This is a genomic window from Herbidospora solisilvae (assembly GCF_009901565.1).
Classification (GTDB): domain Bacteria; phylum Actinomycetota; class Actinomycetes; order Streptosporangiales; family Streptosporangiaceae; genus Herbidospora; species Herbidospora solisilvae.
In genome coordinates this window covers 432,410-457,413 of the sequence record NZ_WXEW01000001.1, presented here as the reverse complement: position 1 = coordinate 457,413, position 25,004 = coordinate 432,410, and the positions used below count along the sequence as shown (strand labels likewise).

Sequence of the window (25,004 nt, the reverse complement as noted above, 5' to 3'; positions counted from 1 at the left end):
GGATGGACCGATCCCCGCGCGAGCGCGCGTTCACCGCGATCTACGACCGGCAGGTCCGGGGGATCGCCGCCTGCCGCTGCGGCCAGGTGGACGTCCAGGACCTCCACGAGCACCTGATCGCCGCCTACCACGACCACGCCCCCTGGGGCCCGTCGCGGGGACACGCGGGCTGCCCGCCGTCGCGGGGGCCGTCCGACGACCAGGTCCGCCGCCTCCTCGACCAGGTCGCGGCGGGGCTGCCGGGGCGCGACCGGCGGCTCTACGACCTGGTGGTCCGGCGCGGCGCCGGTGGCCGCGAGGTCGCCGAGGCCCGGTGCGTCGACCTGCCCCGGGCGGGGATGCTGCTGCGCGACCTGCGCGGGGCGCTGACCGGCGGGTTGCGGCTCCTCCTGCTGGCCCGCGAGGCCCCCGGTTGCCTGCCCGTCGCGGGCTGGGACCGCATGGCCTTCACGCGCCAGGTCCGGCTGGCCGTCGAACGGCACCTGAGGGCGTGCGACGCCTGTGAGAAGACGGCCGAGGAGGCGGTGCGCCGCCACCTGCCCGGCCTGGTGCCGGTGCTGCTCCCGGCGATGCGGGAGGAGATGCTCGCCCGGATCGCCCGGCCCTCGCGCGGGTTCGGGCCGTTGTGGCAGCGGGCGAGCGCGGTCGTCCTGGTGGTGGCCGCCCTGGTGCTGCTGGCGGCGTGGGCGGCGGGCGCCTGAGGTCAGACGTCGAGTTCCAGGCGCGACAGCGGCTCGACCAGCTCCTCCTCCTCGTACGCCAGATGCGACAGCAGCGCCTCGGTCAGGGTCGCCACCCGGCGGCGCACCTCGTCGAGGCCCGACGGGTCGGTCACCATCGCCACCAGGTCCGCGTCGAGGCCGGTGAGGATCTCCGCGATGACCTCGTGCTCCTCCTCCAGCCGCCGGATCACCGGGGCCAGCGACGCCTCGGCCGCGACCAGGCCGGGGAACATGTGGGCGTCCTCGATCGAGTGGTGGGCGGTCAGCACCCGGCAGTAGGAGGCGCAGAAGCCGCCCAGCGTCCAGTAGTTCTGCCGCATGGTCAGGTCGTTGATCATCGACCGGACCGCCGCCGCCTCGGCCCGCCCCTGCGCGACCTGTTCGACGGCGTCGCCGATGCGGGCGAGCTCCTGCCGGAGGTGGTCGTGGATGAGCACCAGCCGGTTGCCGATCTCCCGCTGGCGCGGCGACAACGAGGCGACGTCGCGCTTGGCCGAGCGGGGACGCGACGCGTCGTCGATCACCGCCGCGACCGGGGGAGCCGGCGCGCGGCGTTCGGCCGCGACCAGCTCGCGCACCCTCGGGGCCACCTCGGCGGCGAAGACCTTGATCTGGCGCTCGTCGGACGTGCCGAGGACGAAGACGCTCATCCCCACGTCGAGCACCAGCTCGGCGAGCTGCTCGGCCCACAGGTCCGGCGGGCCCTCGAACCAGCCGGTGCCGTGCGGGTCGAAGCTGCCGCTGACGTTGAACGCCTTCCTGATCGGGCGCCCCCGGGCCGCCTCGTCGACGATCCGGCCGAGGCGGGGCAGCTCCTCGCGGGTCACGTACCCCTTCGAGGGGATCCACCCGTCGGCCTTGGCCCCGGTGACCTCCAGGAGCCGGGGCCGGTAGGCCCCCACCCAGATCCCCATCGGATGAGCCGGGAACGGCCCCGGCCGGGCGCCGTCGAGCCGGTAGTGCGCGCCGTCGTAGGAGACGGGGCCGCCCGGCGTCCACAACAACCGGATCACGTCGAGGGCCTCCGCGACGGCGTCCACCGCCTCTTTCGGGGAGCGCCGGGAGCCGCCGTAGGAGGCGACGGCGTCCCAGAAGAACCCGGCCCCGAGCCCCAGCTCGACCCGGCCGCCCGTCATGACGTCGAGGCTGGCCACGGCCTTGGCCAGCACCTGCGGCGGGCGCAGGGGCAGGTTCACCACGTCGGGCAGCAGCCGGATCCGCCGGGTGCGGGCGCCGATCTGGCCCAGGGCCGTCAGCGCGTCGAGATGGCGGGGCTGATAAGGATGATCCTGGAGGGCGACGAGGTCGAGCCCGGCCTCCTCCGCGAGGACGGCGACGTCGACCAGCCTCGCGGCGCCGTCCGTCCGGGGCTCCGGCCCCACTCCGAACCACAGCTCATGCCCAAGATCGCCCACGTTGGTCCACGGTACCAAAGGAAGCAGGTCAGGCCATGTCCGTACTCGTCGCTTTCAGCGTCACCCCCATCGGCAAGGGCGAGGAGGTGGGGGAGTACGTCGCCGAGGCGGTCCGGGTGGTCCGGGCCTCCGGCCTGCCGAACCGGACCGACGCGATGTTCACCACCGTCGAGGGGGAGAGCTGGGATCAGGTGATGGCCGTCGTCCAGGCGGCGGTGGCCGCCGTGGAGGCCCGGTGCGACCGGGTGAGCCTGGTGCTGAAGGCCGACATCCGGACCGGCGAACCCGGGCGGATGGAGGCGAAGGTGGCGTCGGTCGAACGCCACCTCGCCTGACTCAGAACTCCTCCTGCGGCACCATGAGCCGCACGTCGTCGAGATAGGGGTCGAGCTCGCCCGGGTCGAAGCGGCACATGGCGATGGCGAACCAGAACTCGCCGTGCACGTTGCCCTCCTGCTTGTAACGCCCGTCGGGGGCGAAGGCGGCCCACCCGCCGGGCAGCCCGAGCAGGGTGACCTTGCGGGCCGGTTCGGGGCCCGACAGGTCCCACAGGATGATCATGCCGTCGTTCCCGGCCGAGGCGAGCAGCGGCCCGGCCGGGCTGAACGCGACCGACACGACCCGGCGGGAATGGCCCGACAGGGTGTGCAGGTGGCGGCCGGTGGCGACGTCCCAGAGACGGATGAGCCGGTCGTCGCCCGCCGTCGCCAGGATCGAGCCGTCGGTGCTGAAGTCGCCCGTCCACAGGCGGCCCGAACCGGCGTCGAGCGCCTGCAGCTCACGGCCGGTGGTGTGGTCCCAGATCCGGGCCACGCCGTCGTTGCCGATGCTGGCCAGCGCCGTGCCCATCGGGTTGAAGACCACCCGGTAGACCCGGTCGGTGTGCCCCGGCATGATGCGCAGGCACTCGCCCGTGGCGGCGTCCCAGATCCGGACCAGCCGGTCGTCACAGCCCGTCGCCACCAGGCGGCCGTCGGGGCTGAAGTCGATCGAGCGCACCCGGCCCTGGTGAGGGGCCGGCCGGGTGACGTGGGTGTTGCTGGTGCGGTACCAGAGCTGGAGTGTGTCGTCGTCGTTGGCGGTGGCCAGCACCTTGCCGTTCGGGCTGAAGGCCTGCGCCCACACCGACTCGGTGTTGGTGTCGAGCTCGCGCTCGAAGTCCCAGCCCGCGGTCTGCCGCAGGTGCACCGCGCCGTCGTTGGTGGTGGTGGCGATGCGCTCGCCGTCGGGGCTGAACACCGCCGAGGTGAGCTGGTCGTTGACCCCGCTGAACTCCTTGATCAGCCGGCCGGTCGGCGGCTCCCAGATGCGGACCGCCCCGTCGTTGCCGCTGCTGGCCAGCATCGTGCCGTCGGGGCTGAAGTTCACCGAGGTGACCCGGCGGCCGTGCCCGCGCAGGGTGCGGGTGAGCTGGCCGGTGCCCAGGTCCCACAACCGGATCGAGTCGTCGTTGCTGGTGGTGGCGAGCTGGGCGCCGTCGGGGTGGATCGCGAACGGCCAGATCGACCCCCGGTGCCCCGCCAGCCCCGGTCTCGGCTGCCCCAGCTCGCCCTGCCACATGCGCAGCGACCCGTTGCTGTCGACGCTGACGAGGTTCTTCCCGTCGGGGGTGTACGACACCTGGTAGACCGCCCCGGTGTGCCCGGCGAGCTGGCGCGGCACCAGCGGGGCGCGCAGGTTCCAGACCCGGATCGTGCCCATCGTGTCGCCGGTCGCCAGGTGGGTGCCCTCGGGATGGAAGTCGACGGCGTAGACCCGCCCGGGATGGCCGCGCAGCTCGTGCACGACCCGCCCGCTCGCCGTCTCGAACAGCCGGATCAGCCCGTAGTGGTCGCCGGCGGCCAGCAGCGACCCGTCGGGGCTGAGCGCCAGCCGGTAGACCGGGCCGGTGCCCTCCGACAGCACCACCCGCAACTCGCCGGTGGTCAGGTCCCAGACGCGGACGTTGGCCGAGGCGTCGCCGGTGATCAGGCTGGTGCCGTCGGGCCCGAACACCGCCGTGTAGACCGGCGGGGTGTGCCCCGGCAGCGCGCAGCGCAGCGTGCCGGTCGCGGTCTCCCACACCAGCACCGTTCCGTCGGGCGAACCGGCCGCCAGGAGCGTGCCGCTCTCGTCGAACAGCAGCGGCCAGACCCCCTTGGCATGCACCGGCAGCACGTGGGCGCACTCCCCGGTCGCGGTGTCCCAGATGCGCACGTCGCCGTCGGCCGACCCGGTGGCCAGCAGGTCCTGCGCGCCGAAGGCCAGGGCGTAGGCCCGGTCGCGGTGCCCCCACAGGGTGCGGATCGGCCGCCCGGAGGGCGCCTCGAACACCATCACCCCGCCGTTGTCGCAGCCCACCGCGAAGATCTGCCCGTCGGTGTTGTACGCGATCGGGTTGGGCAACCGCGTCGTCAGCGGGTCGAACCCGTAGGGCACGCCCACCGCCGGGGGAGCGACCTGCACCTCGATCGACGACCCCGGCACCACGGCGGCGTCGCGCAGCTCCGGGGCGCGCAGCACCCGCTCGCCCGCCGCCACGTTGACCAGCGTGGCGCGGGTCCACCGGCTGCCGGAGACCACGGCGTCGCGCAGGTCGGTCCGGGCCAGCCGGGCCCGGGTCAGGTCGGCCCCGCGCAGGTCGGCGCCGGTCAGCCGGGCCTCGTCGAGCCAGGCGCCGGCCAGCTTGGTGCCCCGCAGGATCGCCCGCGACAGGTTGGTGCCCACCAGCCGGGCGTCGGTCAGGTCGGCGTCGGTGAGGTCGACCTCCTGGAGGTCGCGGTGGGAGAGGTCCTCGCCCCGCAGCCGCGCGCCGCGCAGGCTCGTCTGGGCGGGGGTGCGCAGCCGGGTGATGATCTTGAGGGCGTTCTTGCGCGCGGTGTTCCCGGCCTCCGGGTCGGCCAGCACCCGGTCGGCCCAGAGCTGGCAGTCGTGCGCCTCGGCCAGGTCGCACAGGAAGTCGACGGTCAGCTGCGACAACTCCCGGCGGCTCAGCGCGGTCGGGTCGGCGCGGTCGCGGCCGAACTCGTCGGCGATGAAGTGGGCGACGAGCCACTCGGCCACCGACCCGTGGATGAAGCCGAACAGGCCGTCGTAGGTCCGCACCAGCAGGCTCGCGGTGCCCACGGTGTGGGTGGCCTGCTCGCCCGACATGCGCCCGTCGGCCAGGCCCGAGAGCGTCTCGGCGACCTCGGCCAGCTCGGCCAGCCGCAGGTAGGGCTCGTTGGTCTCCCACAACCGCATCGCCAGGGTGCGCACGGCGTGCCACAGGTCGGCCTCGTCGAGCCCGGCCTGCGCGCCGCGCTGGTCGCCCAGCCGCCGCTGCTCGTAGCGCAACCAGGAACCGAGGATCTCCTGGTAGAGCGTGGCGGCGCTGACCGTGCGGTGGGCGTGCGCGACCGCGCGCAGCCGGTCGTCGGCCAGGTCGGCGATGAAGGTGAGCATGCGGGGGTTGCGGGCCAGCCCGCTCAGGTCCTGGATGCTGCGCAGCAGCCGCAGCCGTTCCTCGGCCGCCGCCCGGTCGCCGTATGCGTTGATCAGGTAGGCCAGGATCTGCTCGCTGGAGAAGCCCTCGATGCTGAAGACCCGCCGCTGCGGCAGGACGCCGACCATCTCGCCGAGCTTGGTGAACACCTGGGCGTCGGACTTGAAGTGCTGGGTCCGGCTCGCCACGACGATCTTCGCCTGGTCCTGCGCCGCCTGGAGCAGGGTCTCCAGATGGTCGGCGGCCCGGTCGTAGGTCACCCGGGTGACCAGTTCGTCGAACCCGTCGAAGAACAACACGATCCGGCCCTGCCGCAGCATGTACTGGACGGCCTTCAGGTCGATCTGGTCTTCGCCGTGGTTGGCCAGGTGGGCGGCGATCAGCGTCTCGACCGAGTGGGCCTTGTCGAGGGTGCGCAGGTCGATCAGGACCGGCGTCAGGTGGGGGGTCTCGGTGGCCATCCGCCGCACGACCTGGCGCAGCACGAACGTCTTGCCGCGGCCGAAGTCGCCCAGCACCAGCACGAACCTGCCCTGGTCGCCGTGGAGCTGGGAGATCAGCTCACCCGCCAGGTCGTGGCGGATCTCGCCGCCGGTCGGGTCGAGCTCGCGGTAGTCCTGGGTGACGTAGAGACGGGCGGGGTAGGTCGGGTCGGCGTCGAGCCGCCGGGTCTGGGCCGCGACGTAGCCCGACAGGTCGACCAGGCCCTGGAACTCGATCAGGCTGCGCAGCCGCACGCCCCGCCGGGCGGCGTCCTCGCGCAGGCTGCGCGGCGGCGTCGGCCCGAGGTAGACCAGCTCGGCCGACTGCCCCATGTGGCCCGCGTGGACATGGCGGACGAACTCGTCGACCTCGCCCGCGGTCGGCTCGCCGACGATCACGCCGACCCAGAACTCCCGCACGAACCCGCCGTCGCGGTAGCTCACCCGCAGGTGGGGCGGGTCGTCGTCGACGGTCCGGATGACGGCGTGGTCGAAACGGGTCTCGCAGGCCTCGGCGACCCGGTCGAGGAGCTGGCCCCGCGGCCCCTGCGCCCGCGCCGGCGGCTGCCGGTCGGGCTCGGGGCCGCCGACGGCCAGCGGCGCCGGCACGGCCCCCGGCTCGGGGAAGATCCCGCCGGCCGAGATCCAGCGCCGCTCGATCGTGGCGGGGGGCGCGGAGGTGCGATGGACGACCAGCCCGTCGGGCGTGAACTCCAGCACCTGCTGGCGGCCGGGCTCCAGCGGGGGCAGCACGAGCGCCCCGGCCCCCAGTGCCGACGGGTCGCCGGCACGGCCGCCGCCCTGGAGGATCGTGTGGAGCTTGCCGCCGAGCAGCCCCTCGACGACGGCCGCGTCGGTGAGCGACTCGGGGTGACCCGGCGTCAGGCCGTGGTGCACCACGCCGAGGCGCAACCAGCCCTCCCGCTCGAAGGCGCGGACCCGCTCGGCGAACCACGCGGCCTGCGACTCGCCGACCAGCCCGAACCGGTGCTCGGTGCGGTGGCTGATCGCCATCGTGGAGTTGAGCCCGGCGACCACGACCTTGATCTCGGGGATCGCGAAGAGCGTCCAGGGCTGGGCGCTGTCGAACATCACCGAGTCGACGCCCTGGTAGAACTCCCGGAACAACGACGCGAAGTGGCGCCACTTCGGCCAGTAGGGCGCCTCGGGGCGCTCGTCGTCGGCCTTGCAGTCGTTGAAGTAGGCCTCGCAGGCGGCCAGGTTGACGTCGCGCGCGCCCGGCACCAGCACCACCCGCTGGGGTTCGAGCCCGGCCAGCGCGCGCAGCCCGGTGAGGAAGGTCAGCGCGTCGGTCATCTGCTTGCGGCTGCCCGCCGCCGTGAGGTCTCCGGCCACCACCATCAGCTCGGGCCGGGGCACCCCCGCGTCGGTCAGCCGGGTCAGCTCGGCGAAGATGTGGGACTGCAGACCGGCCGGGCTCAGGGGCGGCTCGGCCCCCATCGTCCGGCCGAACCGGGGGCCCGCCACGTGGAGCACGCTCAGGCTGTCGCGCCGGGCGGGCGGCTCGAAGTCGGCCGGATATCCCGGCGGCACCACCGGCACCCGGCGGGCCCGGCGCTGCCCGGTCGGCACGGCCGGCCGGGGCGAGGTGAGCGGCGCGGGCGGCCGGGCCTCGGAGCCGGTGGGGAAGGCGGGGCGTAACTCGGGCTTGGCCCGCCCGGCCAGCGCCTCGCGGATGCGGGTGAGCACGAGCCCCCGCGCGTGGTCGGGGGTGGTCACCCCGACGAGGTCGACCCAGGTGATGGTCGAAAGAAGCCCGTCGACCCGGCAGTCCTCGATCCGCACGGTGACGAGTTTGTTTTCTGGATTATCCGGATTGGCGCGGAGCGCGGCCTGCCATTCGAGTTTCCCGTAACGCGAACCCAAATAGTTCTCGGTCAGCAGCGCCAGTACGACCGCGGCCTCCCGGACGCCCCGGTCCATGAAGTCGACGAAATTGGTGCCGGGGACGAAATCCCAGGCCTGCAGCATGGTGCGGTATCCTGCTGCCTCGAGTTCCCAGCCCAGCCATGACGCCCACCGTTCGTCGGCCGGAGAGTAGCTGATGAAAATGTCGATCGGCCGCTCCATGACGCCGGTATCACCCGCCTCGCCGGAATGAAGCCATGATATTTTCTACCGTGGGCGACAAGGGGTCACCGTCCGTGCCGTTGTGGAAACGGGCCGTACGAGCACCGAGTGTACTCGACTGGATTCGCATCGGCCTGCTTTTCATCGGGGTCGCCTGCGTATTGACGGGTCTGCTGCCGATTGCCGAGGCGCGGGCGAGCGTCGAGCGAATAGCTCCGCTCATGCTGTTTCTGGTCAGCGTTATCGTGCTGGCCGAACTCACCAAAGAGGCGCAGGTATTCGACGTCATCGCGGCGCGGCTGGCGCTGCTCGGCCGGGGGGCCTATCCGGCGCTCTTCCTGTTGTGCGTCGCGTTCGCCTCGGCCACCACGATCTTCCTCAACCTCGACACCACGGCGGTCCTGCTCACCCCCGTCATGCTGGCGCTCGCGCCCCGGGCGAAGATCGCGCCGCTGCCCCTGGCGATGACCACGGTCTGGCTGGCCAACACCGCCAGCCTGCTGCTCCCGGTGAGCAACCTGACCAACCTGCTGGCGCTGAACAAGCTGGGCCTGTCGGCGCCGGAGTTCGCGGTCCGCATGTGGCTCGCGCAGACGGTCGCGATCGCGGGCACGATGGCGCTGCTCTGGGTGTTCTACTGGCGGCGGGGGGTGCGGGGGGCCGACCGCTACGAGCCCGCCCCGCCCGAGCCGATCAGGGACCCGGTGCTGTTCTGGGGCACCGGCGCGGCCTGCCTGCTGTTCATCGCGGCCATCCTGGCCGGGCTCCAGATCGAGGTCGCCGCGATCGTCGCCGCCGCGCTCGCCGTCGCCGCCTACCTGGTCCGCGACCGCCGGTCGCTGCGTCCCTCGCTGATCCCCTGGCAGCTCCTGGTGTTCGTCACCGGCCTGTTCCTGGTCGTGCCGACGCTGATGCGCCACGGCCTGGGCGACCTGATGACCTGGCTCGTCGGCACCGGCGAGGGGTTCGCCGGGCTGCTGCGCACGGCCGCGGCCGGCGCCGGCCTGTCGAACACGGTCAACAACCTGCCCGCCTACGTCGCGGGCGAACAGGTCGTGCCGGCCGCCAATCTCGACCAGTTGCTGGCCCTTCTGGTCGGCACCAATGTGGGCTCGGTCATCACGCCGTGGGCGTCACTGGCCACGCTGCTCTGGTTCGAATGGTGCCGCCGCCGGGGCGTCCGGGTGCCCCTGGGGAAATTCGTGCTGACCGGCGCGGTGCTCGCCATTCTCCTGCTCCCCTCGGTCGTATGGGTGCTGGCGCTCGCCTGAAATAGAGTGGCCGCATGTCGGGTCTTCCGGTTTACGACGCGGTGCTGTTACCCGGCGCCGATGTCGAGGAGCGTTCGGTGCGGTTGAGCGCGTGGTGCGCGGAATTCGCCCCGGTCGAATTCACGCTGCGGAGCGGCGCGCTCTATCCGCACATCTCGCTTTACATGGCGAATTTCGAATCGGCCCGCCTCGGCCAGGTGTGCGAGACGCTCCGCCGGGTCGCGGCGCGAACCCCTGGAATCCCGCTGGAGGGCGGCCATTTCGCCGCCAACGACCAGGGGATGTTCGAGTTGTTCTACCGGAAGACCGCCGCCGTCACCCGGCTCCAGGACGACCTCGTCGCCGGGCTCGGCCCGCTGCGCACCGGGTTGCGCGAACGCGACCCGGTCGGCCGGGTGCTGGCCGACCACCGCCTCGTCGCGCCCCCGGAGGTCCGCGCCAACCTCGACCGCCACGGCTACGACGAGATCGGCGGGTTGTTCCGCCCCCACATCACCATGACCCGGTTCCGCGACCGCGGCCGGCAGGTGCCCGCCGACCTGCTGCCGCCGGCCCGGTCGTTCGACGAGGTCTACCGCACCCTCGCGTTGTGCGTGATGGGTGAGCACGGCACCTGCGTCGAGGTCGTCGAGGCCGTCGGGCTGGGCTCAGCCGCCTGACGGCCAGATCCGGGCGAACCGGCCGGCCCGGCAGGCGACGAAGTTGCGCTCCGACTCCGGCAGGTCGACCCGCAGGTCGAACGGCTCGCCGTCGAACCGGTGGATCGCCACCCCCGCCTCCGCCGCGATCAGCGCGCCCGCCGGGAAGTCGACGAGCTCGGCCCGGTAGCCGACCAGGCCGTCGATCCGCCCCCGGGCCAGCAGGATCCAGGCGACCAGCGGCGCCCAGAGTTGCAGCAGGCGGCCGGCCCGCGCCTCCAGGGCGGTCCGCAGCGCGCCGGCGACCGGATCGGCGGCCAGGCCGTGCCCCTGCGTCCAGGCCAGCAGCAACGGCCGCCCGCTCGGCGCCACCGCGGCGGGCAGGCCCGGCCCGCGTGCGCCGCCGCCGCGCACGGCCGACCACGTGCCGCCGCTGACCGGGTCGTGCACCACTCCGGCCACGGGCCGCCCGGCGACGCAGAAGGCGATGCCCACGGCGTAGACGGGCAGGCCGATCGCCAGGTTGTTGGTGCCGTCGAGCGGGTCGACGAACCAGACGCGGTCGCCGTCCCCAGCCGGTTCCCCGCCTGACTCCTCGGCCACGATCCGGTCGCCGGGGTAGGCGGCCCTGACCCGGCTCACGATCAGCTCCTCCGAGCGGAGGTCCAGGTCGGTGCTGAGATCGCCGTCCGCGCCCTTGGCGCCGATCCAGGCGGGCTCGCGCCGCAGCAGCGCGCCCGCCGCCTCAGCGGCGGCCACGGCCACCGCCAGTTCCGCCGAGACGTCCACCGCGCGCCCCTTCAGTAGGTGTCGTACCGGGCGGCCAGGCCGGCGGCCGCGACCGCGGCGGCCCTGGCCGACTCGGCCGCGCCGCACACGTGGCGGCGCTGGGTGTGGCTGGGCGTGTCGAGCGGCCCGAGCGACAGGTCGGCGCCCGTGCGGATCATCCGCCCGAGCGCGACCGTCGCGGCCTCGCCCGAGCCCTCGATCACCGTGCTGTGGAAGAGGCCCGCCGCGAGCGAGTAGCTCTCGCCCGCGCCGAACCGCTCCAGACGCTCGGGCCGGTAGTCGACCAGCCGGTCGGTGGCCGTGACGGCGTCCTCGTCGCCGCGGCCGGTCACCTCGAAGAGCCGGTGGACGGCCCCGTCGGAGATCCGGCCGAGCACGTTGGAGATCCGGCCGTACAGGACGAAGCTCAGCAGGTCCCAGCTGTGGCAGTGCACCAGCGAGGTGGTGCTGCCCGAGGTGGTGAGCTGCGGCGACCAGACGTGCAGGCAGACGCCCAGGTCGCCGTCGCGTTCGACGGGCAGGCAGAAGAACCCGAGCGGATGGCGCACCGCGGGGATGCGCACCGCCCCGGCGGCGACCGCCCGGAGCACCGATCCGGCCCACGCCGGAATCGTCGAGGCGGCGGTGCCCTGGTCGATCTCGTGCCGTAGATCGGAGTAGCGCATGTCGCCCCTCTGTGGTGTCTCAGCGGTAGGGCTCCGCGGGCCGCAGCGCGCGGCGGGTCACGTCGGCCACCTCGGAGTCGTCGAGGGCGTCGAGCGACAACCCCAGCACCTCGAACAGCTCGCGCACCTCCTCGACCGTCGGCTCGTCGCTCAGCGGAACCATCAGCACGTTCTCCACGGGCAGCCTCCTCGACTGCGCGTAGCTGCTGTTCAGCTCGGTCTCGCACCAGGAGTAATAGAGCTTGCCCTGGTAGGCCACCAGCGCCGGCGCGGTGGGATCCTCCCGGGTGACGATGACGCGCGAGGCCGACATGTCCCACCGGCAGGTCGTCATCGTCGACGACAACCCGACCCGGACGGTGAGGAAGTCGTTGTGCCGCCGGTACCAGCTCGCGGCCAGGATGGTCGCGTACGCCTCCTTGCGGACGCGGTCGGCCGTCCAGGGGTCGGCGCGGCCGGTGACGAGCGACTGGCGGAACCGGGCGTACACCGCGCAGGCCGTGTCGTTCTCCGGGTCGATGATCTCCAGCTGCACCTGGAGCTGGCGGCGGGCGGCCCGGGAGTTCTCCACGCACTCGGGCAGGGTGAAGGCGCGGATGAAGGTGCCGGTGCCGCCCTTGAAGATCCAGGTGTTGGTGTGCTGGGTCGCCGCCACGAGCTCGGTGCGCACCTGCGCGCCGGGCAGCAGCGAGACGACCGACATCTGGTCGATCGCCTGCCGCGACCTCTCCAGCAGCTCGGTCACCTCGGCGAGCCGCTCGGGCACCTGGTGCAGCGCCTCACCGGAGTCGGTCAGCGCCCTCCGCAGTTCGGTCTCGACGGCGCCGGTGCGGATCCGGCTGCGGACCAGCGTGCTGGCGATCAGGGCGAGGACCACGAGCGTGGCCTCCTGGACCGGCTGGTTCACGTTGTCCGTGAGGCCGTAGACGGCGACGCCCACGGCGACCAGGAACGCGATGACGACCTCGGGCTCGTCGCGCAGCCAGGAGAACCGTTCCGCCCACGACTGCCTGCGCGGATCGCCCCCGTTGTGCTCGACCGACATGAACCCATCCCCATGGACCGCATTCCGGCTTTCCCCGCGTATATCGTCTCTGGCGCGGTGGAAATCCGCCACCAGATAGCGGGAGCGGACAGAGTTCCACGCGGAAAGGCGGCTCAGGTCGTTGACCTGCGCCCTTGAGGGGAAGCCGAAACTCGCGCCGGTGCGGTCGCCAATTGACGGCTGCGGTAACAGGCGGGCGTCCGGAACGCTCGCTTCAGGCGGACACCATTTTCACCACGTCGAGCGCGCAGCCCCAGCTCATGCTGACCCCCACGCCCCCGTGCCCGTAGTTGTGGATGAGCCGCCCCTGCTCGACCTGCTGCTCCTCCACGCGGATCGACGGGCGGCCGGGCCGCAGGCCGACGTCCACCTTGACCACGCGGGCGTCGGCCAGGCGGGGCTCGACCTCGGCGCAGCGCCGGAGGATGTCGGCCGTCTGCGTCTCGTCGGGTTCGAGGTTCCAGTCGCCCTTGCGGGCGTTGCCGCCGAGGACGACGCGGTCGCCGTGCGGGAAGAAGCCCGTCCAGTCGTCGTCGGCGCCGCCCTCGTAGAAGAACTCGGTCAGGCCGGGGTTCTCGACGACGACGTGCTGCCCGCGTACCGGGGTCACCGAGTCGTCGCAGGCCAGCGTGCCCCCGGCCACGCCGGCGCAGTTGACCACGATCGGCGCGTGGGAGCTCGGCTGCTCCAGGGAGGCCACGGTGCACACCTCGATGTCGCCGCCCGAGCGGCACAACCGGTCGACGAGGTAGTCGAGGTAGCACGGCATGTCGGCGATCGGGCTGGTGATCCAGAAGCCCGCCTTGAACCCGGCCAGCTCCTCGGGGGAGCACTCGGCGAAGCCAGGCAGGTCGCGGGCCCACGGCGGGGTGCCGCCGTCGAGGCGGGTGACCAGCCGGCCGCGCGCGGTGGTGACGCCGGTGTGCGGGTGGGTGGCGAGCTCGCCGAAGATCTCCAGACCCGTCTGCTGCCAGCGCACCGCGTCGTCGCGGGGCTCGGTCATGACCGGGCCGCCCAGCAGGGCGCCCGCGACGGCGGAGGTGGTCAGCCGGGGGACCTCGGCGGTCCACACGACCGCCCGGAGCCCGGCCTCGTTCAGGGCGATCGCGGTCGTGAGACCGACGACGCCTCCCCCCACCACGACGACATCGGCATGCTGCGCCATCGACGACGACCTCCTCAAAGCGAATGGTGCGGAACTTCCCGCAAAAGGGGCCCGCATGCACGAGCCCCGCCCCTCACCTGATCGAGGGGCGGGACCGCAGTTTCAGTGGTGCCTTTCGCGATCGGCCGGGGCGGCCAGCCGATCGGCTTCCCAATGGAGGGCCTCCACGAGGACGAGCTCCAGCCGGAGATCTCCGTCGAGGAGGTTGTCCAGGACGTCCATACGGGCCTCCCTTGCCAGACATGACGCCCCAGGGGTCACTTCGGTTCACCGGATTGAACCTCCTCCGTCCCCGCCGCGTATCCCCGGGCGTGCTGACTGTTTCGCGCCATGCCGCCCTCGCCGCCGCCGCTCTGGCCGTCGTGTCGCTGTCCGCCTGCTCGGGCGGCTCTCCGGCCCCCGGAGAAGGGGCCTACCAGGTGTCCGACCCGGCTCCGGCCGCGGCCGCCGCCCCGGTCGAGGCCGGGCCCGCCCCGACCGTCGAGGAGCTCGCCGCCAAGGTCGGGTGCGACGTGAAGATCCAGGTCGACGCCGAGGAGCTGCGCACCGGCGCCTGCTCGACCGAGGCCGGGGACTTCTTCGTCAACACCTTCGCCACCGAGAAGGGCAAGGACGCCTGGATGGACCAGGCGCCCGAGTACAACCCCCATCTCGTGGGCCGGCTCTGGACCGTGCTCGGGACCCGGGAGACCCTCGACAAGCTGCGCCCCGATCTCGGCGGCGACCTGCACCTCAGCGACCACCGGGTGACCCCGAAGGCGGTGCCGTCCGCCCCGGCCGCGTACTGAAACGATCTTGTGGTTGAGTTCGGTGCGTGGAGATCCTCGTCCTTGCCCTCGTGGGGGTGGCGACGGGGATCGTGAGCACGGTCGTGTCCCTGGCGTCGATCGTGTCCTACCCGGCCCTGCTCGCCTTCGGGCTGCCGCCGCTGGCCGCCAACGTCACGAACACGGTGTCGCTCACGTTCACCGGGGTCGGATCGGCCGCGGCGTCGCGGCCCGAGCTCAAGGGACAGGCGCCGCTGGTGCTGCGCCTGTGCGCGGTGACCGCGCTCGGCGGCGCCACCGGGGCCGCGCTGTTGCTGCTGACCCCGCCGAGGGCGTTCGAACTGGTCGCGCCCGTGCTGGTCGCGGGCGCGTCGCTGGTGCTGCTGCGGGCCCCGAGATCCGCGGCGCTGCGCGGGTGGGCGTTCCATCTGGGCGTGTACGCCGTCGCGATCTACACCGGCTACTTCGGGGCGGCCGGCGGGGTGATCATGTTCGCCGTCCTGACGGCGGCCCTCGACCAGAGCCCGGCCCGCGTCAACGCGGTCAAGAACGTGATCGCGATGTCCTCCAACGGCGTGGCGGCCCTCGGGTTCGCCCTGTTCGGGCCGGTGCGGTGGGACGTGGTCGTGCCGCTGGCGGCCGGCATGGTCGTCGGCGGCTGGATCGGGCCGCTGATCGCCCGGCGGTTGCCCGGCCGGTCGCTGCGGGTGCTGACCGCGGTGGCGGGGCTGATCGTGGCGGTCAAGCTGGCGTTCGACACGTACACGTGAGGAAGCGGGTGCCGGGCGTCCTCGTCACCGCCCGGCACCGCCGTCTCAGAGGGTGCGCCGGGCCATCAGCGTCGAGAGCGCCGTGAGCTCGGCCGCCGGGCGGGCCGCGCAGCCCGCCTCCGCCAGGTGGGCGGGGGCCCGCGCCAGCAGGCCGTCGGCGGTCTCGCGGCACCAGTCGCGGCCTCCGGCCCGCTCCACCAGGTCGGCGGCCCTGGCCAGCTCGGCGTCCGACAACACCGTGCCCGACCGGTAGATCTCGGCCAGCTCCGCGGCCTCCCCGGTCGCGGAGGTGAGCGCGGCCACCACCGGCAGCGACTTCTTCCGGTTGGCCAGGTCGGAGAACACCGGCTTGCCGGTCACCTCGGGGTCGCCCCAGATGCCCAGCAGGTCGTCGGCGAGCTGGAAGGCCAGCCCCAGTTCGGCGCCGAAGGTCCGCAGGTGCTCGATCGCCCGTGCGTCGGCTCCCCCGTAGAGGGCCCCGAGCGCGCAGGCGCACGCGATCAGCCCGCCGGTCTTCGACCCCGCCATCCGGATGCACTCGGGCAGCGTCACGTCGGACCGGTCCTCGAACCCGACGTCGGCGCTCTGCCCGTCGAGCAGGTCGAGCACCGTCGCGTTCAGCAGCCGCGCCGCCTCGTGGGCCAGCGGCTGGCCGCTCTCGGCCAGCCGGGCGAACGCCAGCGACACCAGCGCGTCACCGGCCAGGATCGCCTGGCTCACCCCGAACACCCGCCACGCCGTGGGGCGGTGGCGCCGGGTGGCGTCGCCGTCCATCACGTCGTCGTGCAGCAGGGAGAAGTCGTGGACGAGCTCGACCGCCACCGCGGCCGGCAGCGCCCCCTCGGCCGTCCCGCCCACCGCCTCGGCGGCCAGCAGCGCCAGCGCCGGCCGCACCGACTTGCCGGAGCCGGTGGTGATCGGGCGGCCCCGCTCGTCCCACCAGCCCATGTGGTAGCCGGAGATGTGCCGCATGGAGGCCGGCAGGGTGGCCGCCGCCTCGCGGATCGCCGGCTGCACCAGGTCGCGGCTCCAGGCGAGCACCTCCGCGACGTCGCGAGCCCCCGTCTCGGTCGTCGTCATCGATGGCCGAGTTCCACGTTCTCCAGGACGCCGAGCGCGTCCGGGATCAGGATCGCCGCCGAGTAGTAGGCGCTGACCAGATAGTTGATCACCGCCCGCTCGTCGATGCCCATGAACCGCACGTTCAGGCCGGGCTGGTATTCGTCGGGGATGCCGGTCTGGTGCAGGCCCACCACCCCCTGGTTCTCCTCGCCGAGCCGCATCGCCATGATCGAGGTGGTGCGGGCCTCGCTGATGGGGATCTTGTTGCACGGCAGGATCGGCACCCCCCGCCAGGCCGTCAGGCGGGCCCCCTCGACCTCCACGGTGGTCGGGTAGACGCCCCTCTTGGTGCACTCGCGGCCGAACGCGGCGATGGCCTGGGGGTGGGCCAGGAAGTACTGCGTCTTGCGGCGGCGGCAGAGCAGGTCGTCCATGTCGTCGGGGGTCGGCGGGCCCGACCGCGACTGGAGCCGCTGCTTGAGGTCGGCGTTGGCGAGCAGGCCGAACTCGCGGTTGTTGACGATCTCGTGTTCCTGGCGTTCGCGCAGCGCCTCGATGGTGAGCCGGAGCTGCTGCTCGACCTGGTCCATCGGGTCGTTGTAGAGGTCGGCGACGCGCGTGTGCACCCGCAGCACGGTCTGCGCCACGCTCAGCTCGTATTCACGGGGGGAGGTCTCGTAGTCGACGAACGTGCCCGGCAGCGCCGCCTCGCCGTGGTGGCCCGCCGCGAGCGCGATCTCCGCCTGGCCGTGCCGGTCCTGCGGTCGTTCCGGACTGCTGCGGTAGGCCTCCACGTGGGCCCGCAGCGTCTCGAACCGGTCGGCCAGTTCCTCGAACGCGCGCCGGCCCAGCGTCAGCACCGTGCCCGCCGTCGTGGCCTTCACGGTGAAGTCCCACGTGCCGGGGGCGAGCAGGGCGTGGTCGCCGACGTGGTCGCCGTCGGCGAGGAGGCCGAGCGCGGTCTCGCCCCCGTAGGCGCCGGTGCCGACCTTGGTGAGCTTGCCGTGCGCGACCAGGATGACCTCGTCGGCCTGGTCGCCCTGCCCGGCGATGACGTCGCCGGCGGCGAAGTCGCGCTGGGCGAACCGGCCCGCGAGCGCCTCGAGGGCCTCGGGGTCGTCGAATCCGCGCAGGAGGGGGAGTTCGGTGAGCTCGGCGGGGATGACCCGCACCTGGCCCGACTGGACGGTGAAGGTGACCCGCCCGTCGCCGACGGCGTAGGACAGGCGGCGGTTGACGCGGTAGGCGCCGCCGGAGACCTGGACCCAGGGCAGCACCTTCAGCAGCCACCTGCTGCTGATGCCCTGCATCTGGGGGACGGTTTTGGTGGTGGTGGCCAGTTTCCTGGCCGCCGCCGTGCCCAGGCTGAGTTGATCGTTCACGCCACTCCCTTACTGGTGGGAATTAAAAAGGGCGGCCCGAGAATTTCCGCACGGGCCGCCCTGGGGGAACCATTCGTCAATGACCGACTTCGACGTTCTCCAGAATTCCGAGTGCGTCGGGGACGAGGATCGCGGCCGAATAGTAGGCGCTCACCAGATATTTGATGATGGCCTTCTCGTCGATGCCCATGAAGCGCACCGACAGGCTCGGCTGGTATTCGTCGGGGATGCCGACCTGGTGGAGGCCGACCACCCCCTGCTTCTCCTCGCCGAGCCGCATCACGATCATCGAGGAGGTGCGGGTGTCGGTCACCGGGATCTTGTTGCAGGGCAGGATCGGCACCCCGCGCCACGACGGGAAGTGGTGCCCCCCGACGTCGACGCTGGTCGGGTAGACCCCGCGGGCGCTGCACTCCCGACCGAAGGCCGCGATGGCCAGGGGGTGGGCCAGGATGTACGACGGCTCCCGCCACACCAGCGACAGCAGCTCGTCGACGTCGTCGGGGGTCGGCGGGCCCGACCGGGTGTGGGTGCGCTGCTTGAGGTCGGCGTTGGCGAGCAGGCCGAACTCGCGGTTGTTGACGATCTCGTGTTCCTGGCGTTCGCGCAGCGCCTCGATGGTGAGGCGGAGCTGCTGCTCGATCTGGTCCATCGGGTCGTTGTAGAGGTCGGCGACGCGTGAGTGCACCCGCAGGACGGTCTGGGCGACGCTCAGCTCGTATTCGCGCGGGGAGGTCTCGTAGTCGACGAACGTGCCGGGCAGCGAGGGCTCGCCGTGGTGGCCGGAGGAGACCTCGATCGCGGCCTCGCCGTATTCGTCCTGCGGGCGGCCCGAGCCGGCCTGGTAGGACTCGACGTGGGCGCGGAGCGCGTCGGACTGGTCGACGAGCCGCTCGAACTCGCTGCGGGGGAGGGTCAGCACGGTGCCCGCCGTGGTGGCCCTGACCGTGTAGTCCCAGGTGCCGGAGGCCAGGAGGGACTGGTCGCCGATGTGGTCGCCGTCGGCCAGCAGGCCCAGCGCGACCTGGTCGCCGTAGGGGCCGGTGCCGATCTTGGTCAGCTTGCCGTGGGCCACCAATATGACCTGGTCGGCGGGCTGGCCGGCCTCCACGATGACGTCGCCGGAGGAGAAGTCGCGCTGGGTGAAGCGCTCGGACAGGGCGGTCAGCGTGTCGGGGTCGTCGAAACCGCGGAGGAGGGGGAGTTCGGTGAGCTCGGCGGGGATGACCCGCACCTGGCCCGACTGGACGGTGAAGGTGACCCGCCCGTCGCCGACGGCGTAGGACAGGCGGCGGTTGACGCGGTAGGCGCCGCCGGAGACCTGGACCCAGGGCAGCACCTTCAGCAGCCACCTGCTGCTGATGCCCTGCATCTGGGGGACGGTTTTGGTGGTGGTGGCCAGTTTCCTGGCCGCCGCCGTGCCCAGGCTCAATTGCTCGTTCTCAACGGTCAACTCGACTCCTGTTCCTGCGGCGAAGCGAAAGAAATTCAGGGGGGCCCGCGCGAGAAACCTCATTGGGCTGGCCGAACGGATCAATAATGCAGGGGCGATCTTCGGAGTGTCAATTACGAGTTTGCATTCGAATGACCCGGCCATAAAACACCGAAATAGACGGTGATTATCCGTAGTGGGTCCGTTACCCGATTTGGTAGATTCTTCCCGTGTTAACCTCTGAAAGGGCCGCGTCTGTGGGGTCGGGGCCCGTAGGAGGCGAGGGCCGTGCAGCAGCGTGCACTGGCGACCCGTGAACGGCTGCTCCGCGCGGCCGCCGAGATCTTCGCGGCCAACGGGTACGCCGGGACCAGCCTGACCGAGATCCACGAGCGGGCCGGGGTGACCAAGGGCGCGATCTACTTCCACTATCCGAACAAGGAGTCGGTGGCCGAGGCGATCGTCGAGCGTCAGCTCGAACGCTGGCCCGCCCTCGTGAAACGCTTCTGCGCCGAGGAGTCCGACCCGGTCGTGGTGGTGGTCGCGCTGACCTTCGCCATCACCCGGGCCTTCCGCGACGAACCGGTCATGCGCGCGGGGGCCCGGCTGGCCCTCGACCGCAACGTCGGCGCCTGGGAGGCCGCGTTCACCCAGGTGCTCGACCCGGCCGAGCGGGCCGGCGAGCTCGCCGAGGGCGTCACCGCCGAGAAGGCGGCGCGGGTCGTCGTCAGCTCGTTCTTCGGGGTCTTCCAGGTCAGCGACACGCTCGGCCGGGCCGACACCGAGGAGCGGCTGCGCGAGATGTGGCGCGTCGTGCTGTTCGGCATCCAGGCCGAACCCTCGCCCCGCACCACCGTCCGCCGGGCCGAGGCGCTCGCCCTCACCTGAGCGACAGGTTCTGCTGTCCCCCCTTCAGTTCGCCCCGAGCCGGCCCTATAAAAATACATTCCGGTCGGTTTTTTTCGGGGACGTCTAACGCGCTGAAGGAGCCGTCATGGAACGGATCGGCACGCTGGCCAAAGCCATGATCGTGCTGCGCACTCTGGCCACGTCGTCGGAGCCGGTCAGCCTCACCACCCTGGCACGCCAGGTCCAGATGCCCAAGTCGACGGTCCACCGGCTGCTCGCCGCCCTGGAGGCCGACGACCTCGTGGGCCGTACCGGAGCCGACTACCGCGTCGCCGCCACGCTGCGCCCCTACGCGCAGCCCGAGCGGGCCCGCCACTTCCAGTGGCTGCGCCGCATGGCCACGCCCCACCTGCTGGAGCTGTACGAGAACACCCGCCAGATCGTCTCCATCGCGGTGCTGACCGACCGCCAGGCGGAGTACGTGATGACGCTCTGCCCGCGCACCCACACCAAGGCGCTGTGGCGGACCGCCGAACTCGCGCCCGCCCACTGCACGGCGGCCGGGAAGGTCCTGCTGGCCTACCAGGGCGGCCCGCCCGACCTGCGAATCCCGCTGCGCCGCCACACCGACCGCACCATCACCGACCCCGGCGTGCTCGAACGCCGGCTCGCCGTGGTCCGTCGGCAGGGGGTGGCGTGGTGCGTCGAGGAGTACGTCCCGGGGCTCAGCGCCATCGCGGTCCCGGTTCTGGGCGTGCCCAACTTCGGCGTGGTGGCCGTGGGCGTGTCCGGCCCGATCACGCTCCTGCAGGCCGGCCCGGCGGAGGCCGCGGTGCGGCGGGCCGGCCACGAACTCACGGTCACGCTGCGGACGGCCCGGCTGGCCGGATGAGCCGCCGCCGGCTTAGAGGCCATTTGTTCCAATATTTGGAACATGTCGTGGCATCCCGGAAAAAGCCCGGCTTACGCTCTCGGCCCGAGAGCACGCCCCCCTCTCCGACCGAGGAGCGTCCCATGCCTCCGCAGCGGATCTGCGCAGCGATTCCCCACCCCCGGCTCCTGTCCGGGCCCGCCCCGACCCCTTCGCGCGGCCGGGCATCCGCGCGGCCGGGCGGGCCCGGTCAGGACGGTCCCGCGCCCGGCGCGCGCGACACCCGGGTGATCGACGCGCGGACCGACGAGATCCTCTACGGGCCCGTGCTGCGGCGGGCCGTCCAGCGGGCCGCGCTGCGGCTGGCGCGGCTGCCCGGCGGGCTGCTGATGCTGGCCGCGCCGGCGACCGCCGAGGTGATCGTCACCTACCTGGCCGCCCTGCGCGCGGGGCGGCCGGTCGCGCCGCTCGATCCCCGGCTCGTCCGCTCCCGCGCGGGCGACCTCGTGACCCGGTTCACGCCGGCCGCCCTGCTCGGGGCGCCGGGGGCACCGCCGCCCGGATACCGCGCCGACGGGCGGGCATGGGTGCGCACGGACCCCGGCGCCCCGGTCCACCCGGACCTGGCCGTGGTGCTCCTCGACGGGCCCGGCGGGATGCGGCTGTCCCGCCGGGCCGTGCAGGCCGAGGGGGAGGCGGTGGCGCGGGCGCTGCGCATCCGCTCCGGCGAGGCCACGCTGACCAGCCCGCCCCTGTTCACCGGCGCCGGGCTCGCGCTCCTCAACGCCCACCTCGCCGCCGGGGCGGCCGTCGTCGCCGCCGAGGGCTCGGTCGCGGGCGCGGAGTTCTGGGCCGCCGCCGAACGGTGGGCGTGCGGGTCGTTCGCCGCCTCCCCGCGGGTGTTCGCGCTGCTGCACCGGCTCGGCTGGGCGCCCGTCCGGCACCGTTCCCTGCGCACGCTCACCATGGTCGGCGGCGCCCCGCCGGAGGGCTTCGCCTCTCTCCTGTACGGAGTCGCCGCCACCCCGCCCGGCCAGGCCCGCCCCGGCTCGGTGGGCCCGGCGCTGCCCGGCGGGCGGTTGTCGGTCGTGCGCGGCGAGGTCGTCTACGAGGGCGACACGGTCGGCATGGGCCCGGCCCGCTCGGCGCGCGACCTGGCCCGGGGCGACGACCTGCGCGGGGTGCTGCGCACGGGCGAGCGCGGCCGCCTCGACGCCGACGGCTTCCTCCATCTGGCCCGCGACCACCACTACGTGCTGGACGCGGGCGCCTGAGCGGACGGCCCGTGCGCGAAGGAGGAGCCCCCCACCCGCTCCCGTCTTGGTCGCCGCGCGCGGGCCGTTCAGGTCAGCAGGCGCACCAGCTCGACCCGCGACCGGATGTCGAGCTTGGCGAAGATGTTGCGCAGGTGGTGCTCGACCGTCCGGGGGCTCAGGTAGAGCTGCGCCGCGACCTCCCGGTTGGTCGCGCCGTCGGCGACCATGCGGGCGATCTGGAACTGCTGGGCGGTCAGCTCCTCGGCCGCCTTCGGCCGGGTCGTGCGCACCGGCTCGCCGGCCGCGCGCAGTTCGCTCCGGGCCTGGTCGACCCACAACCGGGCCCCGTAACGCTCGAAGGTGTCGAGGGCGCTGTACAGGTGCTCCCGCGCGGCGCCCGGACGGCGGTCGCGGCGCAGGGCGGAGCCGTACAACAACTCGGTCCTGGCCGTCTCGAACTCGGAGAAGCCCTGATGGTGCAGGTCGAGCGCGGCGCGGAACAGGTCGTCGGCCTCGCCCGGCGGGGCGAGCAGGGCGCGGGAGCGCACGGCGAGCGCCCGCCGGTCGGGGCTGCCCGTGCTCTCGGCCCAGCGTTCGAAGACGCGCAGGGCGCGGGCGGCCTGGTCGCGGTCGCCGGTCCGCGCGGCGGCCTCGACGAAGTGCGGCGTCGCGGTCACCTGGACGACCAGATGGGTGTTGCGCACGTCGGCCCGCGCGGTCGGCCGCAGCCGCTGCACCGCCGCCGCCGGGCGGCCCGAGGCCAGGTCGATCTGGGCCAGCGCCCAGTTGCCCAGGGCCCCGGCGATGCTCACCCCGTGCGCGCCGGCCACCTCGATCGCGGCCCGCGCCCGGGTCTGCACGGTCTCCTCGTCTCCCTGGACGGCCGCCATCATCGACAACCAGCCGAGATGCTGCCCGGCGCTGCCGCGCTGGCCGGTCTCCTGCGCCAGCCGCAGGCCCTCCGAGGCGTTGGCGGCGGCCGAGGCGAACCGGCCGAGCCAGAACTCGCTGTTGATCGCGAACTCCAGCACCTGCGGCACGGTCGCGACCGCGCCCAGCGCGCGGGCCGTCTCGACCGCGCGGGTGGAGAGCCGGAAGGCCTGCGCGTCGTCGCCCAGCATCAGGCTCGACACGGCCGCCCACACGAGCACCGACGGGCTGTGCACGTGGGGCGCCAGCTCGACGACCCGGCGCAGCGGACCGGCCGCCTCGTCGTGGCGGCCCCGGAACGAGGCCGCCATGCCGGTCAGATACTCGAACATCAGCCGGATCGCGGGCGGGTCGTCGTCGCGCCGCAGCGTCAGGGCGTCGCGCGCGATGCCGACGAAGCGGTGGTGGTCGCCCGCCAGGTAGCTGGCCTCGGCGGCCCGCACCAGCGCCCGGACCGCCATCGTGCGGTCGCGGTCGAGCAGGGAGGCGGCGACGGCGAGGAGCTCGTCGCGGGCGAAGCTGGTCTCGCCGCCGCGTAACTCCAGCCGGGCCCGGATGCTCTCGGCCTGCTGCCGCAGCTCGGCCGAGACCGCGCCGCTGCGCAGCCGGTCGAGCAGGGCGTGCGCGCGGTGGGGACGGCCTTCGAGGCGGGCGTACTGGGCGGCGGCGGCCAGCCGGGTCGCCTTGACGTCGCCGCGGGTGCTCAGCTCGGCGGCCCGTTCGTAGGCCAGCGACAACTCCGGGAACGGGCAGGGCGAACCGGTCGCGGTGGCGGCGGCCTCCAGTTCGTCGGCCAGCTCCTCGGGCGGCCCGTCGAGGGCGGCGGCCCGGTGCCAGGCCCGCCGGAGCCGGTGGTGGGCCAGCGCCCCGGCGAGCGACCGGTGAGCGCCGCGGCGGGCCAGCAGCGACGCGTCGTGGTAGACCACCGGCCCGGCCGCCGGGTCGCGGAACCGGAACCGGTCACCGGCGACCTCGACGATCCCGGCCTCCTCGGCCGCCTCCAGCGCGGTGAACGGGTCGCCGTCGAACGCCTTCACCAGCGTGGCCGTGTCCAGGCGCGGATCGGCGGCCAGCAGGAGCAGCAGGTCCCGCGTCGGGCGGGGCAGGTCGCCGATCTGGTCGGTGTACGCCCGCCACAACCGCCCCTCGCGCGGCAGGGTCGCCGGAGGGGCGGCCGTCCCGGCGAGCTGCTCGGGCGTGAGGGCGGCGGCCAGTTCGGTGAGCGCCAGCGGGTTGCCCCGGGCGATCTGGTCGAGCGCGGCCCGCAGGTCGTCGGGCAGCCCGCCGGGCACCAGGTCGTCGGTGAGCTCCCTGGCGGCCCGTTCGTCGAGGTTGTCGAGCTGCCGGACCGGCACCGCCCCCGCCCAGACGTCGGAGCGCGCGGCCGCCAGCAGGGCCACCGCTTCGCCGGCCAGGCGCCGGGCGGCGAACAGCAGGGCCTCGCGGCTGGGCGCGTCGAACCGGTGCAGGTCGTCCACGACCGCGACGACCGGGCGGTCGGCCGCCGCCAGCGACAGCAGCGTGAGCACGGCGGCCGGGACGACCAGGCGGCCCGTCGGCGTGCCCAGGTCCAGGGCCTCGGTCAGCGCCTCGCCCTGCGCCTTCGGCAGCGCCGCCAGCCGGTCGCGCAGCGGGCGCAGCAGGCCGTGCAGCCCGGCGTAGGGCAGGTCGTGTTCGCACGCCACCCCGCGTGCGCGGAGCACCAGCAGGTCGCCGGCCTCGGCGGCGGCGAGGTCGAGCAGCGCCGACTTGCCCGTTCCCGCCGCGCCGACGAGAAGGAGGGCGCCACCCGACCCGGCCCGCGCGGCGGCCGGCACGTCCCGCAAGGCGGCGAGTTCGGCCGCACGGCCCCGCAGGGGGACGGATGTGACGTGATGGGCTGCCGGCATCTCCTCAGTGTTACGGCCGCATGACATCGCTGAAAGAGGGACATGCCGGA

At 73.2% G+C, this 25,004-nt stretch carries 19 protein-coding genes; 9 read left to right on the top strand and 10 right to left on the bottom strand.

Annotation, left to right across the window (positions count from 1 at the left end; all coding sequences use genetic code 11):
* The first annotated feature begins 2 nt into the window (after window positions 1-2).
* Window positions 3-701 (top strand): hypothetical protein, encoded by a 699-nt coding sequence (locus tag GT755_RS02105; protein WP_161477975.1) that lies wholly within the window; start codon window positions 3-5, stop codon window positions 699-701.
* 2 nt (window positions 702-703) lie between these two features.
* Here GT755_RS02105 and GT755_RS02100 read toward each other — a convergent pair whose 3' ends face one another.
* Window positions 704-2,137 (bottom strand): LLM class flavin-dependent oxidoreductase, encoded by a 1,434-nt coding sequence (locus GT755_RS02100; RefSeq protein WP_161477974.1) that lies wholly within the window; start codon window positions 2,135-2,137, stop codon window positions 704-706.
* 35 nt (window positions 2,138-2,172) lie between these two features.
* On the opposite strand from GT755_RS02100, the gene GT755_RS02095 reads away from it, so the two are divergent.
* Window positions 2,173-2,472 (top strand): MTH1187 family thiamine-binding protein, encoded by a 300-nt coding sequence (locus GT755_RS02095; protein ID WP_030453471.1) that lies wholly within the window; start codon window positions 2,173-2,175, stop codon window positions 2,470-2,472.
* A gap of 1 nt (window position 2,473) precedes the next feature.
* Here the strand turns inward: GT755_RS02095 and GT755_RS02090 are convergent, their stop codons facing one another.
* The gene (locus tag GT755_RS02090; RefSeq protein WP_161477973.1) at window positions 2,474-8,173 is read right to left on the bottom strand and encodes a WD40 domain-containing protein; all 5,700 of its coding nucleotides are present in this window, start codon (window positions 8,171-8,173) and stop codon (window positions 2,474-2,476) included.
* A gap of 35 nt (window positions 8,174-8,208) precedes the next feature.
* Between GT755_RS02090 and GT755_RS02085 the strand changes: the two genes are divergently transcribed.
* Both GT755_RS02085 and GT755_RS02080 read left to right on the top strand, forming a co-directional pair.
* Window positions 8,209-9,444: an ArsB/NhaD family transporter gene (locus GT755_RS02085; protein ID WP_161477972.1), complete on the top strand. Its 1,236-nt coding sequence runs from the start codon at window positions 8,209-8,211 to the stop codon at window positions 9,442-9,444.
* 14 nt (window positions 9,445-9,458) lie between these two features.
* The gene (locus tag GT755_RS02080) at window positions 9,459-10,103 is read left to right on the top strand and encodes a hypothetical protein (RefSeq protein ID WP_161477971.1); all 645 of its coding nucleotides are present in this window, start codon (window positions 9,459-9,461) and stop codon (window positions 10,101-10,103) included.
* On the opposite strand, the gene GT755_RS02075 is transcribed toward GT755_RS02080, so the two are convergent.
* The 4 genes from GT755_RS02075 to GT755_RS02060 form a co-directional block, all read right to left on the bottom strand.
* A complete protein-coding gene (locus GT755_RS02075; protein WP_328794127.1) occupies window positions 10,092-10,871 on the bottom strand; it encodes an inositol monophosphatase family protein in 780 nt (259 codons plus the stop codon). The two genes, GT755_RS02080 and GT755_RS02075, sit on opposite strands and share 12 nt — an antisense overlap.
* 11 nt (window positions 10,872-10,882) lie before the next feature.
* Complete coding sequence (locus tag GT755_RS02070) at window positions 10,883-11,536, bottom strand: hypothetical protein (protein ID WP_161477970.1); 654 nt, start codon at window positions 11,534-11,536, stop codon at window positions 10,883-10,885.
* 19 nt (window positions 11,537-11,555) lie between these two features.
* Entirely contained in the window at window positions 11,556-12,581 is a 1,026-nt protein-coding gene (locus tag GT755_RS02065) for a hypothetical protein (protein WP_161477969.1), read from the bottom strand.
* A 214-nt stretch (window positions 12,582-12,795) separates the two neighbouring features.
* Window positions 12,796-13,746, bottom strand: coding sequence for an FAD-dependent oxidoreductase (locus GT755_RS02060; RefSeq protein ID WP_161477968.1), 951 nt, complete (start codon window positions 13,744-13,746; stop codon window positions 12,796-12,798).
* Window positions 13,747-14,057: 311 nt separating this feature from the next.
* Between GT755_RS02060 and GT755_RS02055 the strand changes: the two genes are divergently transcribed.
* Window positions 14,058-14,534: a hypothetical protein gene (locus tag GT755_RS02055; RefSeq protein WP_202609529.1), complete on the top strand. Its 477-nt coding sequence runs from the start codon at window positions 14,058-14,060 to the stop codon at window positions 14,532-14,534.
* Between the two features lie 26 nt (window positions 14,535-14,560).
* Window positions 14,561-15,283 (top strand): sulfite exporter TauE/SafE family protein, encoded by a 723-nt coding sequence (locus tag GT755_RS02050; RefSeq protein ID WP_328794126.1) that lies wholly within the window; start codon window positions 14,561-14,563, stop codon window positions 15,281-15,283.
* A gap of 45 nt (window positions 15,284-15,328) precedes the next feature.
* Here the strand turns inward: GT755_RS02050 and GT755_RS02045 are convergent, their stop codons facing one another.
* The 3 genes from GT755_RS02045 to GT755_RS02035 form a co-directional block, all read right to left on the bottom strand.
* Complete coding sequence (locus GT755_RS02045; protein WP_161477967.1) at window positions 15,329-16,363, bottom strand: family 2 encapsulin nanocompartment cargo protein polyprenyl transferase; 1,035 nt, start codon at window positions 16,361-16,363, stop codon at window positions 15,329-15,331.
* The gene (locus tag GT755_RS02040; protein WP_285581276.1) at window positions 16,360-17,727 is read right to left on the bottom strand and encodes a family 2B encapsulin nanocompartment shell protein; all 1,368 of its coding nucleotides are present in this window, start codon (window positions 17,725-17,727) and stop codon (window positions 16,360-16,362) included. The genes GT755_RS02045 and GT755_RS02040 overlap by 4 nt, the downstream gene beginning before the upstream one ends.
* Before the next feature lie 76 nt (window positions 17,728-17,803).
* A complete protein-coding gene (locus tag GT755_RS02035) occupies window positions 17,804-19,180 on the bottom strand; it encodes a family 2B encapsulin nanocompartment shell protein (RefSeq protein ID WP_235965779.1) in 1,377 nt (458 codons plus the stop codon).
* 267 nt (window positions 19,181-19,447) lie between these two features.
* Between GT755_RS02035 and GT755_RS02030 the strand changes: the two genes are divergently transcribed.
* From GT755_RS02030 to GT755_RS02020, 3 genes are all read left to right on the top strand, one after another.
* Window positions 19,448-20,047, top strand: coding sequence for a ScbR family autoregulator-binding transcription factor (locus GT755_RS02030; RefSeq protein WP_161477965.1), 600 nt, complete (start codon window positions 19,448-19,450; stop codon window positions 20,045-20,047).
* Window positions 20,048-20,153: 106 nt separating this feature from the next.
* Window positions 20,154-20,900 (top strand): IclR family transcriptional regulator, encoded by a 747-nt coding sequence (locus tag GT755_RS02025; RefSeq protein ID WP_161477964.1) that lies wholly within the window; start codon window positions 20,154-20,156, stop codon window positions 20,898-20,900.
* 122 nt (window positions 20,901-21,022) lie between these two features.
* Window positions 21,023-22,153 carry an acyl-CoA synthetase family protein gene (locus GT755_RS02020; RefSeq protein ID WP_161477963.1) on the top strand — a complete coding sequence of 377 codons (1,131 nt, stop codon included), beginning with the start codon at window positions 21,023-21,025 and terminating at the stop codon, window positions 22,151-22,153.
* Window positions 22,154-22,221: 68 nt separating this feature from the next.
* On the opposite strand, the gene GT755_RS02015 is transcribed toward GT755_RS02020, so the two are convergent.
* Complete coding sequence (locus GT755_RS02015) at window positions 22,222-24,954, bottom strand: helix-turn-helix transcriptional regulator (RefSeq protein ID WP_161477962.1); 2,733 nt, start codon at window positions 24,952-24,954, stop codon at window positions 22,222-22,224.
* Window positions 24,955-25,004 lie beyond the last annotated feature (50 nt).